Annotated in this window: 13 protein-coding genes; 3 read left to right on the forward strand and 10 right to left on the reverse strand. The window is 60.0% G+C overall.

From position 1 onward, the window contains the following. Window positions 1-33 precede the first annotated feature (33 nt). From ABDX87_RS07660 to metE, 5 genes are all read right to left on the reverse strand, one after another. Window positions 34-1,050: an ADP-ribosylglycohydrolase family protein gene (locus tag ABDX87_RS07660; protein ID WP_346832334.1), complete on the reverse strand. Its 1,017-nt coding sequence runs from the start codon at window positions 1,048-1,050 to the stop codon at window positions 34-36. After that, the gene (locus ABDX87_RS07665; protein ID WP_346832335.1) at window positions 1,047-1,760 is read right to left on the reverse strand and encodes a GntR family transcriptional regulator; all 714 of its coding nucleotides are present in this window, start codon (window positions 1,758-1,760) and stop codon (window positions 1,047-1,049) included. The genes ABDX87_RS07660 and ABDX87_RS07665 overlap by 4 nt, the downstream gene beginning before the upstream one ends. 168 nt (window positions 1,761-1,928) lie before the next feature. After that, on the reverse strand, window positions 1,929-2,600 hold the full coding sequence (locus ABDX87_RS07670) for a DsbA family oxidoreductase (protein WP_346832336.1): 672 nt from the start codon (window positions 2,598-2,600) through the stop codon (window positions 1,929-1,931). Between the two features lie 282 nt (window positions 2,601-2,882). Continuing rightward, on the reverse strand, window positions 2,883-3,875 hold the full coding sequence (locus tag ABDX87_RS07675) for an alpha/beta fold hydrolase (protein ID WP_346832337.1): 993 nt from the start codon (window positions 3,873-3,875) through the stop codon (window positions 2,883-2,885). A gap of 338 nt (window positions 3,876-4,213) precedes the next feature. Next, window positions 4,214-6,526: a 5-methyltetrahydropteroyltriglutamate--homocysteine S-methyltransferase gene (gene metE, locus ABDX87_RS07680; RefSeq protein WP_346832338.1), complete on the reverse strand. Its 2,313-nt coding sequence runs from the start codon at window positions 6,524-6,526 to the stop codon at window positions 4,214-4,216. A gap of 107 nt (window positions 6,527-6,633) precedes the next feature. Between metE and metR the strand changes: the two genes are divergently transcribed. Next, a complete protein-coding gene (gene metR / locus ABDX87_RS07685; protein WP_346832339.1) occupies window positions 6,634-7,551 on the forward strand; it encodes a transcriptional regulator MetR in 918 nt (305 codons plus the stop codon). A 120-nt stretch (window positions 7,552-7,671) separates the two neighbouring features. On the opposite strand, the gene ABDX87_RS07690 is transcribed toward metR, so the two are convergent. The 3 genes from ABDX87_RS07690 to ABDX87_RS07700 form a co-directional block, all read right to left on the reverse strand. Continuing rightward, window positions 7,672-8,076, reverse strand: a complete 405-nt coding sequence (locus tag ABDX87_RS07690; protein WP_346832340.1) for an NUDIX hydrolase — start codon at window positions 8,074-8,076, stop codon at window positions 7,672-7,674. Next, on the reverse strand, window positions 8,073-9,164 hold the full coding sequence (gene ddlA / locus ABDX87_RS07695; RefSeq protein ID WP_346832341.1) for a D-alanine--D-alanine ligase: 1,092 nt from the start codon (window positions 9,162-9,164) through the stop codon (window positions 8,073-8,075). The genes ABDX87_RS07690 and ddlA overlap by 4 nt, the downstream gene beginning before the upstream one ends. A gap of 406 nt (window positions 9,165-9,570) precedes the next feature. Further along, complete coding sequence (locus ABDX87_RS07700; RefSeq protein ID WP_314575167.1) at window positions 9,571-9,840, reverse strand: type B 50S ribosomal protein L31; 270 nt, start codon at window positions 9,838-9,840, stop codon at window positions 9,571-9,573. A 197-nt stretch (window positions 9,841-10,037) separates the two neighbouring features. Here ABDX87_RS07700 and ABDX87_RS07705 point away from each other — a divergent pair, with 197 nt between their 5' ends. Next, window positions 10,038-10,403, forward strand: coding sequence for a hypothetical protein (locus tag ABDX87_RS07705; RefSeq protein WP_346832342.1), 366 nt, complete (start codon window positions 10,038-10,040; stop codon window positions 10,401-10,403). A gap of 94 nt (window positions 10,404-10,497) precedes the next feature. Here ABDX87_RS07705 and ABDX87_RS07710 read toward each other — a convergent pair whose 3' ends face one another. After that, window positions 10,498-11,823, reverse strand: coding sequence for an APC family permease (locus ABDX87_RS07710; protein WP_346832343.1), 1,326 nt, complete (start codon window positions 11,821-11,823; stop codon window positions 10,498-10,500). Window positions 11,824-11,942: 119 nt separating this feature from the next. Beyond that, entirely contained in the window at window positions 11,943-12,767 is an 825-nt protein-coding gene (locus ABDX87_RS07715) for a carbon-nitrogen hydrolase family protein (RefSeq protein WP_346832344.1), read from the reverse strand. A 132-nt stretch (window positions 12,768-12,899) separates the two neighbouring features. On the opposite strand from ABDX87_RS07715, the gene ABDX87_RS07720 reads away from it, so the two are divergent. After that, window positions 12,900-13,712, forward strand: coding sequence for a helix-turn-helix transcriptional regulator (locus tag ABDX87_RS07720; protein ID WP_346832345.1), 813 nt, complete (start codon window positions 12,900-12,902; stop codon window positions 13,710-13,712). Window positions 13,713-13,725 lie beyond the last annotated feature (13 nt).

The raw sequence follows: 13,725 nt of genomic DNA on the forward strand, positions 1-13,725 counted from the left end.
GGTTCCGCTTTTCAGTTCAGCTTGACGGCGTCGTCAGACCGCGCGCAGAGACAGCAAATGCTCGACCACTGGGTAAAGTTCGAGCCCGTTCACGGTCTTGATCTGTTCGATCAGCTTGGCCGGCCAGGCGCTCATGCCGTGGCATGCACCCAGCATCGCGCCAAGAATTGCGGCGATGGTGTCCGTGTCACCGCCCAGGCTTGCCGCCATGCACAGCGCGTCGAAGGCCGACAGCTGACCCGAGGCGACCTGATGTGCCAGCGCGAACGCGGCCACCACCGATTCCTGTGACGCCACCGACGTGCCGATCACGTCGTAAATCAATTCAGGCAGCTGTTCATTGCTGCAGCCGGCGCAGAGCTTCTTCGCCCAGACGATGCGCGCCGCAATGCGACCGCCTGCAATCCAGTGGCCGTGACGTTCGGCGCGTTGCGCAATGCGCACGGCGAGGTCCAGCGCATCACTGAGGCTGACGCCGTTGATGCCCGCCGAGACCACCGCCGCCACGGCAGCGGCACTGGAAATGCCGAGGGTGGTGTTGTGGGTGACCTGACAGGCCTGCACCACCGACTCGACGAACTGCGCTTCTTCCTGCACATCAGCGGCTATGCCGACCGGCGTGATGCGCATGGCGGCGCCATTGGTGGTGCCGAACCGACCAGACTCTTCAGGGCTGTGGCCTGCCAGAATCATTTCAATGGCGCGCTTGGTGGACGGGCCAAGCAAGTCTTGTGAGCCTTTCGCCTGCATGACCACTTCCCAGTCGATCAGGCTCTGCGCCAGATCCGACGGCTCAATGCGGCCGCTCCCGGCAATCAGCAGCTCCGCAACGAGCACCGCTTGTTCGGTATCGTCGGTGATCGAACCGGCCACCATGTTCGGGGCGATGGGTTGATCGGCATCGGCAGCGGTCAGCGTGGTAATGCAGTCAAAGCGTTGCTTGATCTGCTCGCGACTCAACGACTGCGTGGGCATACCCAGCGCGTCGCCAAGGGCCAGGCCATAGAAAGCGGCCAGCGCGCGGTCGCGAATGTCGATCAATGCGGTCATGTAGACGATCCAAAAGCCAGGTGAAGACGAAAATGCACGGGGTCCAGAAGGCTTTCCACGTGCTCCATGAAACGGTGTCGCCGGTCGAAGGTGGTCCGTGTCGCCTTGAGAAACACTGTGCCGGGTTCGCGCAACATCAGCGCGGCATCGTCGTTGCTCAAGGGCTCCGCGCCGATCCACTGGTCGCCGCGATCACCGACGTACCCATGAGCGGCCATGGTCACGGTCAGCGAGTCATCGATAAGGCCGTCACGCGGCAGGTTTTCCAGGCCGTCCACGGCCGGGATCAGCACCCGTTCCAGCGACACCACACTGCCGTCCGCCGCTGTACGACGGCGATCCAGCGCAATGAAATCCACAGTGCCAAAGCGGACCTCAAGATCAGGACGCTGCACGGCAACCAGCCGCAGGATTTCAGTGCTGACCCCGGCGCCGGTGTCCGCCAGTGCCTGCGCCCAGCCCGCGCGTTGATCCAGGGAAATCCCGTCGTAGGTGACGATCGAACCCACGCCCGTCTGTGTCGCGATGTAGTTGCGGCGTTTGAGTTCGGACAGCGCCTCACGCAAGGTGCCGCGGCTGACGTTGAATTCCTGAGCCAGCAGGTTTTCACCCGGAAGCAGCTCACCGGAACCCATCTGGCCGGTTTCTATGCGTCGGGCGAGCTCATCGACCACGCGTTTTTTCTTGTCAAATCGAACCTGTCTAATCATGTACAAATTGATATCCGAAAGTGGTTGATGGGAGCAAGCGATTTTTTTACGCGAGATTGGAAATGAGTGATTGCGAGTGAAGTGCGTCGCGAGCAGGTTCGCCCTCACCCGGGCAACGAGGAGCCCTGTGAAAGCACGCCTGCTCGCGGACGCGTCAGTCAGCGTAGCTCAACATTGGTCGGCGTTAACGACACTCGACTGTTCGCTGATGATCTGACGAATGGCGCCGACAAACACGTCTACCGGCTGGCCACCGGTCACGGCGTATTGGTCGTTGAAGACGATGGTCGGCACCGAACTGACACCGCGCGTGACCCAGAGCTCTTCCAGTTCACGCACTTGAGCGGCGTATTGGTCTGACGCCAGTACCGCCTCGGCCCGCACACGGTCCAGGCCGACTTTCTGCGCGACATCCGCCAGCACCTTATGGCTGGACACATCGGCATGCTGGCTGAAATACGCCGTGAACAGCGCCTCTTTCAGAGCCTGTTGCTTGCCTTCCAGCTCAGCCCAGTGCAGCAGGCGATGCGCGTCGAAGGTGTTGTAGATCCGGCGTTCGCCCTGTTTGAAGACGAAACCCAGTTCCGCCCCGCGCTCGCGGATGTTCTCGGCATTGGCCTGGTACTGCTCGCGCGTCGAGCCATATTTCTCGGCGATGTGCTCGAAGATTTCCTGCCCTTCTGGAACCATCTTCGGGTTGAGTTCGAACGGCTGAAAGTGAATCTGCGCCTGAACTTCGTCACCCAAGTGCTCAAGTGCCTGGTCCAGCGCCCGCAAGCCGATGATGCACCACGGGCAGGAGACGTCAGAGATGAAATCGATTTTCAGCGGAGTGCTCATGGCAGCCTCGTGCAAAAGAGGATAAACGCCACGATACGCCGATCAGGCTCAGGGACAAACCAAAGGCGCTTGCCCACGATAGCCCCGCATCAATGAGGGGGATGGCGCCGGACATGCCTCAATCGCGGGCAAGCGCGCTCCTACACATACGGCGTACCACGTTCAGACACAGTAAATCCCTGAAAAAACGCGAAGCTGCCGAACGTCGCGGCCCCTGTGGGAGACGTCCGAGGTTACGAGGGCAGCGAACGCGGTCTGCCAATCACCCTCGATGGGCCGGCTTCAAAGTGCCGCCACGTGCGACGCGTCCTCGCGATGCTCACGCAGGTACGGCAAGACGGCCGCCAGCAACGGGGCCTTGAAGGCTTCCTGGAAACGATGAGCCAGCCCCGGAATGAGCTTCAACTGACTGCCTTGAATATGCGCGGCGACGTGAATGCCGTGCATCACCGGCAATAACGGATCGGCTGTACCGTGCACCACCAGCGTCGGAACGCGCAGGCGATTCAGCAATTCGACGCGGCTGGGTTCGGCGAGTATCGCCAGAATCTGCCGCTTCACACCTTCCGGATTAAACGCACGATCGTAGGAAATAGCCGCCTGCTGCAGCAGCTTTTGCCGATCGTCTTTGACCTCCGGACTGCCCAGCGCCGCCAGCAAATCCGCCTGCTGTTCCAGCGCCGTCTGACGATCAGGTGCGCCACGGCGGGCGAGCAGCTGCAGCAATGCAGGGCTTGGCATCGGCAAACCCGGTGCGCCGGAACTGGTCATGATCAGGGTCAGGCTTTCCACACGCTTGGGCGCCATGTCCGCCAGATGCTGAGCGATCATCCCGCCCATGCTCGCACCCAGCACATGGAAGTGCTGAATGTGCAGGGTGTCCATCAGCCCAATGGCATCCTGGGCCATGTCGGTCAGTGAATACGGCGCCGACACCGGCAGGCCAATCTTGTAGCGCAGCACTTCGTACGTCAGGTTCGCAGTGGCCGGTGCCTGAACCCACGTCGACAGACCGACATCGCGATTGTCGTAGCGAATGACCCGGAAACCTTGCTGACACAGCGCGACCACGACCTCGTCCGGCCAATGAATCAGCTGGCCACCCAGCCCCATGACCAGCAGCAATGCCGGGTCCGAATCTCGACCGATACTCTGATACGCCAGGTGCACCTCATCGAGTTCGGCCACTTGCGTGGGAACATTGATATCGCATCGAGAAGCCGCAAAGGACGGCAAGCTGCACAAAAGCGCAGCCAGGAAAAATAAAACCCGCATGAAAAACACCGAAACGCAGAACCCCAGTAGGCCGCGAGTCTGATGAAGTTTTCCCAAGCGCGCTGCCACAGTTGCGTGACATTTTGATGAAGGGGGCTCAACGGTCGTGAGGCAGCCGGAAGTAGCAAGTTGCAAGCGGCAAGAAAAAGCAGCCCACGCCCGCTTCGGTGCCTCTGTCGAAGGTGATTGAAACGGGGGTCGACGTCCTGCAACGAACCTGTGGGAGCGAGCTTGCTCGCGAATGCTGAGCCAACCGCCAAGGGTGTGTGGGCTGCAATGACGTCTTCGCGAGCACGCTCACTCCCACCAGTTTTTGCGCCTGTCAGTGTGTTGGCTTGTCAGGCCAACTCACACCTCAACTGCCGGGCCGCCGCCACCATGTTCACCAACGCGGCTTCGGTTTCGGGCCACGCGCGGGTCTTCAGGCCGCAATCCGGGTTCACCCACAACCGCTCAGCGGGAATGCGCTGAACCGCCTTGGTCATCAGTGTGACCATTTCCGCCTTGTCCGGCACCCGTGGCGAGTGGATGTCGTAAACGCCTGGGCCGATGTCATTCGGGTAATCAAACGCTTTGAACGCCTCCAGCAACTCCATGCTCGAGCGCGAGGTTTCAACGGTGATCACGTCGGCATCCATGGCGGCGATAGACGCGATCACCTCATTGAACTCGCTGTAGCACATGTGGGTGTGAATCTGGGTTTCGTCCCGCACACCCGAGGCGCACAGACGGAACGCTTCCACCGCCCAGTCCAGGTACTCGGTCCATTGCGCGCGACGCAACGGCAACCCCTCACGGAAAGCCGCTTCGTCGATCTGCACGACCTTGATGCCGGCACTCTCCAGGTCGACCACTTCGTCACGAATCGCCAGCGCCAATTGCTGCGCCTGCACCTTGCGTGAAACGTCTTCACGCGGGAACGACCACATCAGCATGGTCACGGGCCCGGTCAGCATGCCCTTCATGACCTTATCGGTCAGGCTCTGCGCGTACTCGATCCAGTCCACGGTCATCGCCTGCGGGCGGCTCACGTCGCCGACAATCACTGCCGGTTTCACACAACGGGAACCATAGCTCTGAACCCAGCCGAAGCGGCTGAACGCATACCCGTCCAGTTGCTCGGCGAAGTACTCGACCATGTCGTTACGTTCCGCTTCGCCATGCACCAGGACGTCCAGACCCAAACGCTCCTGGATTTCCACGGCATGGCGAATCTCGGCGCGCATGGCGTCGTGGTAATCATTGGCCGACAGCTTGCCCTGCTTCCACGACTGACGAGCCAGACGGATCGACGCAGTCTGTGGGAATGAGCCAATCGTTGTTGTCGGAAACGCCGGCAGATTCAGGCGGGCACGCTGCACCTCGATGCGGTCGGCAAATGCCGATTGACGCTGGCTGTCGGCGGCAGTAATCGCGGCCACACGTGCCTGCACCTCAGGTTTGTGAATGCGTGGCGACTGTTTGCGGCTCAGTTGCACGGCGCGGCTTTCGGCAAACGCCGTCTGGACGCGCTCGTCCTGAGGGTCGTTGAGGGCGGTGCTGAGGATCGAAATTTCAGCACATTTTTGCGTGGCAAAGGCCAACCAGCTTTTCAACTCGGCATCCAGTTGGTCTTCGCGTTCCAGATCGACCGGGCTGTGCAGCAGCGAGCAGGAACCGGCGACCCACAGGTTATCGGCGAAGCGCAGTTGAGCTTCGAGCAAGACCTCACGCGCGGCCTCCAGATCGCAGCGCCAGACGTTGCGGCCGTTCACGACGCCGAGGGACAGCACTTTGTAAGTCGGCAGACGATCCAGCAAGGCCGGCAATTGCTCAGGCGCGCGCACCAGATCGACGTGCAGACCGGCCACGGGCAGCGCGACCGCCAGACCGAGGTTGTCTTCCAGACCGCCGAAATAGGTTGCGATGAGCTTCTTCAGCGGCGAGTACTGCAGGCTGTGGTAGGCGCGTTCAAAAGCGTTTTTCCAGTCCTGCGGCAAGTCCAGGCTGAGGATCGGCTCATCGATCTGCACCCACTCCACGCCTTGCCCGGCCAGACGGCCGAGGATCTCGCCATAGATCGGCAGCAAGCGGTCCAGCAGTTCGAGCTTGTCGAAGCTGTCGCCTTTGGCCTTGCCCAGCCACAGATACGTCAGCGGGCCGATGATCACCGGCTTGACCTGGTGGCCCAGCGCAGTGGCTTCGTCGACTTCTTCGAACAGCTGCTCCCAGCTCAGTCTGAAGCGTTGATCCCGGGTGAATTCCGGGACCAGATAGTGGTAGTTGGTGTCGAACCACTTGGTCAGCTCCTGAGCGTATTGCGCCGTGCCGTGACTGCCGCCACAGCAGGGACTGGAGGCGCCACGGGCCATAGCGAACAGCGTGTCGAGGGTGGGCAGGCCCTTTTCGTTTTTCACCCCGGCGAAGCGCTCGGGGATCACGCCGAAGGTCAGCGAATGCGTCAGTACGTGGTCATACCAAGCGAAATCTCCCACAGGCAGCAGGTCGATACCCGACTCTTTCTGTAGTTGCCAGTGAGCCGCGCGCAGCTCGCGTCCTACCGATTGCAGGGCCGCCTGATCGAGATCGCCTTTCCAGTAGGCTTCCAGTGCTTTCTTCAGTTCGCGGTCGGCGCCAATGCGCGGAAATCCAAGGTTATGGGCCAGGGCCATGACAACTACTCCACTCAAAATATGGCGCCATTGTCGACACTCGCTGTTACATGAGACAAACTCATTGTTTTCGTGTTGATCACAAAATTCATTCATGGAGCGCCACGGTGCTTGAGATACGCCACCTGAAAACCCTGCACGCGTTGCGCGAGGCCGACAGCCTGGTCGATGCGGCGGATCGTCTGCATCTGACGCAATCCGCCCTGTCCCACCAGTTCAAGGAACTGGAGGAGCGCATGGGGATGCCGCTCTTCGTGCGCAAGACCAAGCCGGTGCGCTTCACCAGCGCGGGGCTGCGGCTGCTGCAACTGGCCGACTCGGTGTTGCCGCAATTGCGCAGTGCCGAGCGGGACATCTCACGTCTGGCGGGTGGCGTGGCGGGGCGTCTGCACATGGCAATCGAGTGCCACAGCTGCTTCCAGTGGCTGATGCCGACCATCGATCAGTTCCGGGATGCCTGGCCTGAAGTGGAGCTGGACCTGGCTTCGGGTTTTGCCTTCGCGCCCCTGCCTGCTCTGGCCCGTGGCGATCTGGACCTGGTGGTGACCTCGGACCCGGTGGATCTGGTAGGCATTACCTACGTGCCGCTGTTCACCTACGAGGCCATGCTCGCCGTGGCCAACCAGCACCCGCTGGCGAGCAAGCCCTTTGTCGTCCCGGAAGACCTGGCCACGGAGACGTTGATCACCTACCCGGTCGAGCGTGACCGTCTGGACATCTTCACGCGTTTTCTGGAGCCCGCCGACGTCGAGCCCGCGCAGGTCCGCACCTCGGAGCTGACGGTGATGATGATGCAGCTTGTCGCCAGCGGCCGTGGCGTGTGTGGGATGCCGCACTGGGCGTTGCATGAATACAGCTCACGCGGCTACGTGAAAGCCAAGCGGCTGGGTGAGAAAGGATTATTTGCGACGCTGTACGCGGCGATTCGCGCCGACATGCTGGACGCGCCGTACATGCGAGACTTTCTGCTGACGGCGAAAGATACGTCGTTCTCGACGCTGGATGGGGTCAGTGCGGTGCGGTGAATGGGGAAACCTTGGTGTAGGAACTCGCTTGCCCGCAATAGCTGCGTGTCTGTGATGACGGCGGTGACTGACACAACGCAATCGCGGGCAAGCGCGCTCCTACCGGGTTCGTTGCAGGACTCAGGCGGTTTGCAGGCTTCGATACAGCGGCAGGATCGAATCCCGCGTCAACGGCGCCAAGTGCAGATGGTTCACATCACCGGCATCGACCCAGACGACCTCTTCAATCTCGGCTGCTGGTTTGACGTCGTGCGCAACGTCCAGTCGATAGAGCTGGCAGTTCACTTCAAAGCCCGGCTCGTTGGCGGCTGGCGCTGAAAACTCTCCCAGAAACTGCGCCTGCTCCGGCGCCACACACAACCCAAGCTCTTCGTGCAGCTCACGCGCCAGCGCATTCACCGCCGTCTCGCCTGCATCGATCTTGCCGCCCGGCTGCATGAACGCCTGCGTTCCGCGCTTTCGCACCAGCAGGGTTCGACCGTCGGGGCCAATCAGCAGCGCCGCGGCGATGCGAATGACCTTCACAGCACCACCTCGGTTTTCAGTGCGCGATGTTCATCCGCGCGCTCCAGCGCCAGCACGATCAACCGATCAATCAGCTCGGGATAGCTCAAACCGCTGGCCTGCCAGAGTTTCGGGTACATGCTGATGGAGGTGAACCCAGGAAGGGTGTTGACCTCGTTGATGATGATTTCACGCGCGTCGGTGACGAAGAAATCCACCCGCGACAACCCGGCACAGCCCAATACGCGATACGCCTGCAAGGCGACTTCCCGCACGGCTTCGCTGAGGTCTGCCGAGAGCTCGGCAGGGATTGCGATCCGCGCCTGACCGTCGTTCAGGTACTTGGTGTCATAGGCGTAGAACTCATCGTTGGCCACCACCTCGCCACACACGCTGACCTGCGGGGCGTGGTTGCCCAACACCGCGCACTCCACTTCCCGCCCGACAATGCCCTGTTCGATCAGGACCTTGTTGTCGTAATCGAACGCCAGCTTCAACGCGGCAGCGTAGCTGGCCTCGTCCGTGACCTTGCTGACGCCGACGGAGGAGCCCTGACTGGCAGGTTTGACGAACAGGGGCAGACCCAGTTGCGCCGACACGCTGACAAAGTCAACCGATTCGCCCCGGTGCAGCACAACGAAAGGCGCCACGGCAATGCCGGCGTCGCGCAGCAAGCGTTTGGTCACGTCCTTGTCCATGCACACCGCCGAACCCAGCACATCGGGGCCTACGAACGGAATATCGAGCAGCCGCAACAGGCCCTGGAGCGAACCGTCTTCGCCAGAACTGCCGTGGATCAGCGGGAAGACCACATCAATGCGCGGCACTTCCAGCCCCGTTTCCACTTCAACGAACTGAGGGCCTTGGGCACCGGGCATCAGCGACAACAGCCGGCCGGATTCGCTGAGCTTGATGTGCGCAGGATCGGTCGCGTTCTGCAGGTAATCGCGCTCGTCAAACCGCAGCCAGTGACCTTGCTTGTCGATGCCGATGAGGGTGATGTAGTAGTTGTTGCGATCAATCGCATTGATCACGTTGCGTGCCGATTGCAACGACACTTCATGCTCGGAGGATTGCCCACCGAAAACGATGGCGACTGACTTTTTCAAAAGGGGAACTCCTGGATTTCAGGTCGCAGAGCTAAAAGCAATTTGCGTCGATAGTCCAGTGTCCGGGGCATCTGAATGACGGAATGTCGACCTAGCACACCTGTTGATGGCCGAACATAAAACCTGCGGAAACGAATACGCTGGTTCACCCCCCGTCGACGTTGCCGACCCATCGCCTCGCCAGCAAGCCGGCTTGTATGGTCTGCATCTCCACTATTTACGGTGACGCTGATGGTTTGTCCTAACGGCCGAACTGTTCCGCCCCCAGGCAGAACCCATACATCAGCGCCACCCAATAAAACGGATAAATCCGAAAACCCAGCGCCAAATCCCAACACACAGCCAAAAAAAATCCCGCACCCCAGGTCATCGACAAACGACACCCAAAGCGCGGGACCTGCCTCAGTCATTCAGCCTTCTTGGCACCAGACCCAAACGTAGCAAACCGCTTGTTGAACCCCGCAATACGCCCCTCAGTCGTGGTCTTGCGTTGCTGACCGGTGTACATCGGGTGCGAAGCGCTGGACACATCGAGCGCTACGTACGGATAGGTGTTCCCGTCGGAGTGTTTCTGCGTGCGGTCGGTATCGACAGTCGATCCAATCAGAAAATAGACATCGGCTGCAGTGTCGTGAAACAGGACCTGACGGTAGTCGGGATGGATATCGGCTTTCATAACGCTCTCCAGATGTAAGTAATCATGTAATACGTTATACAGTAACAATTGGAAAAAGTTCAACCCCACTTTTTTGTAACCGTTACAACTTTGGCCTTTGATCCTGCCGAAAGTGTCTATAAGGTTCGCGCCGCTGCTCAAAGCACCCCCGAATTTTTCGGGAACGGAATGAAAAATCACCACCAGGGAGTTGTGCAATGCCAATGATCGATCGATATGAAATGAGCATCCCCAGCCACATGCGTCTGATCGATGCTCGAAGCGCGCTGAATGTTCTAGAGCGGTTCGTGCAGGAAGCCAACGCTCAAATTGACCGTGATGTACTGGCGGACAAGCTGGAGCCATTGATAGACGCTTTGAACGAAGCCGCGGACGCAACACTTCCCGTGGACAGCCATGAAGCCTTCAACCGCTGGGCATGCGAGCTGGGCTACATCGCGCTGTCGCCCAAGGAAGCAGAACTGATCCAGGACATTCGCCGCTGCACCGAAGAAGGACAGGAAGACATCTACAGGATGGTCGAGCACACGCAAGAAACCAAGGAGCGCGTCTTCGGCCAGTAACGGGCGGGGCTGATGCTTTCAACACGTCATCTGATCGAGGGGAGGGTCATGTGAAATGCAGGGGCGCGCCGTTGCAGCGCGCCTCCTTTTGAAATCACACCGCTTCCTGGAAATCCATTTCAGGCGGCTGACGGCGGAAACCACCGGTGAGCCAGGCCAGGTAAATACAGCCCAACACCAGCCAGCTCACGCCGAGCATGATCGCCAGCTTGTCCAGGCTGACCATCAGCCACACGTCGGCCAACAGGCCGATCAGCGGGCAGATCAGGAACAGCAACACCTCGCGAAGACCGCGTTTCTCAACGGCGATCCAGTAATGGAAAATCACTGAAAGGTTGACCAGGCTGAACGCCAGGAACGCACCGAAGTTGATGAACGACGTCGATGTGGTCACGTCAAGTTTCAGGGCCAGCAGCGCCACCACGGCGCAGAGCAGAATGCTGTTGACCGGTGTTCCGAAGCGCTCGCTCAACCCCGCGAAAAACGACTTCGGCAACACACCGTCCCGCCCCATCGCATACAGCAGACGCGAACCGCTGGCCTGAGCCGACAGCCCCGAGGCGAACTGGCCGACGATCAGGCCGATCAGGAAGATCGTCACGAACAGATCACCGCCAATATTGCGGGCGATTTCGTAAGCCGCAGAATCAACGTTCTCGAACTGCGCCGACGGATGCGCCAACTGCACGAAGTAAGACACGCCGACGAAGATCAACCCACCGATCAAGGTAATCATCATGATCGCCCTTGGAATGGTCTTGCGCGGGTCCTTGGTTTCTTCCGTCAGGGTGCTGACCGCGTCGAAGCCCAGGAACGAGTAACAGGCAATCGCGGCGCCACTCATGATCAGCGGCATCTGCATGTCACCGTTGTAGAACGGCGCCAGCGTCCACAACGGTGTGCTGGCATCGCCCCCGATGTAGTGGATGCACAGCACGACGAACGCAGCCAGCACGAGGAACTGCACGATCATCAGCAAGGCGTTGACGGTGTTGGCCAGTTTCAGCCCCACGATGTTGATCACGCTGGTGACAACGATGAAGGCCAGCACCCAGACAGGCTGCGGTACCGAGGGAAAGGCCGAGCCCAGGTACGCAGCGCCGATCAACCAGATCGCCATCGGCAGGAACAGGTAGTCAAGCAGCACCGCCCAGCCCGCGATGAAACCGAGCTTCGGGCTGATGGCCTTGCGCACATAGCTGTAGGCCGAGCCCGCGACCGGGTAAGCCTGCGCCATACGGCCGTAACTCATGGCGGTGAAGAACATCGCCACCAATGCCGCGAGGTAAGAAGCCGGCACCATGCCGCCTGTGGATTGCGCCAGGATGCCGAAGGTGCCGAGCACGATGATAGGGGTCATATAGGCGATGCCGAACAGCACCACCGACCCTAATGAAAGGGTGCGTTGCAAACGAGCCATGAGCGACTACTCCGAATTTATAGGTTTTATGGCAGAGAAAAGTTCGGCAGAACAAAGGCGTTTCTTTTAATTGGGAACTGCTGAGCGTTCGCCGCAGCGACGCTCGGCAGGCACTGCTTTTATGCGGTTTTTGGAATCATCAGTTCGCGCACACCGTTGGCGTGCTCGATCACTTCGCCCGGCAGGCGCAGGCGTTGATCGTCCAGGTAGCGGTAGTCGCGGCGTGCCGCTTGCAGCTGGCTGAGATCAAGCTGTGCACTGAACTGGCATTCTTCGCGACCGGCTTCCTGCAACAGCGTGCCAAACGGGTCGACCAGCGCACTGCCACCGGCAAAGACCAGCCCGCCATCGCCTTCACCCACGCGATTGACCATCAGCGCGAACGCTTGGTTTTCCTGGGCGCGCGCCATGATTGCGGTGCGATGCGTCGGGCCGTATGGGTCCATGTTGCCGTTGGTCACGATGATCAGCTCGGCACCCAGTTGCGCCAGCGCACGGGCCGACTCAGGGAACTCGATGTCGTAGCAAATCAGAAGGCCGACCCGCACGCCATTCCACAGACAGGTCGCATAACGGTCTCCGGGCGTGAACACGCCACGATCAGATGCCCACAGGTGGGTCTTGCGATAGCGCAGCGCGATACCCTCTGGCGTGATCAACAACGTGGTGTTGTAAAACTGACCGTTGTCGCTTTCGGCCATACCAATGACCACCGAAACGTTGCGCGCACGCGCGGCCTGCTGCACGGCCTGAACGGTTGGACCGTCCAGTGGCTCGGAGACCTGAGCGACGGTTTCGCTGGACGGAAAGCCCATCAGGTGAGTTTCCGGAAACACCATCAGCGCGGTGTCATCGGCGCAGGCGGCGATCGCATTGAGCGCGCGTTTCAGGTTATGGCGCGTGCCATTGTCCTGGCCCGTCATTTGGGCAAATTCGACCTTCATGGGTTCTCCTTATCGAGTCACGTTGCCGATCGGCACAAAATGCTGGCTGATCATTGGCGCTGCGGGCAGTATGCGCATCAGCAACTGTTACGGGGTATTACGCAGCTGTAGTAACCCAATAGGGGTAGATCAATGACAATCGCACTTCAGGACATGGCCTGGCATCGCTCGGTCGCGCAGTTGATCGAAGCGCTGGACCGGCCCAACTTCTGGGCACAACTGGTGCGGCTGCTCAATCAATACGTGACCTTCGATAGTTGGGTGGCCCTGCAGTTCAGCGCTGGAGAACGGCCTCAGGTCTTCGCCGAATGCCCCGCCGAAGACGGCAGCCCCGATCAGTTGTTTCAGGACTACCTGAAAGGCCTGTACCTGCTCGATCCATTCTATATCGCCAGCCGCGAGCGCTCGCAAAGTGGGCTGTTCCGGCTGGCTGAAGTGGCTCCGGAGCACTTCGAGCTGACTGAGTATTACCAGCGGTACTTTCGTCTGAATGTCGTCGCCGATGAAATCCAGTTCAACTGCCAGCTCGACAGCGACCGCACGCTGTGCCTGTCGCTGGGCTCGACACAGCGCTTCAGTGCCGAGCAGATCGCCCTGCTGTCGATGATTCAACCATGGGTAATTGCCCTGTTGCGTCAGCGCCTGCCGTTTGAGCTGGCGGAGCCTGAGGCCGCTGACGAACCCACCGTCGCGCCTTTACCAACAACCGACTGGCGAACACAACTGGAAGCCTCGGTTCAGCAGAGTCGTGGCGCCCAACTGACGGCGCGTGAGCTGGACGTCGGCCGTTTGATGCTCAGCGGCTGCTCAAGCAAGGAGATCGCGCGCAAACTGGAGATATCTGCAGAAACCGTGCGCGTTCACAAGAAACACATGTACAGCAAACTCGGAATCAAATCTCAGTCGGAACTGTTTTCGATTTTTCTTCAGGCGCAAAGCGCTTGAGGCAAAGGAAAGT

Source organism: Pseudomonas abietaniphila, assembly GCF_039697315.1.
GTDB lineage: Bacteria > Pseudomonadota > Gammaproteobacteria > Pseudomonadales > Pseudomonadaceae > Aquipseudomonas > Aquipseudomonas abietaniphila_B.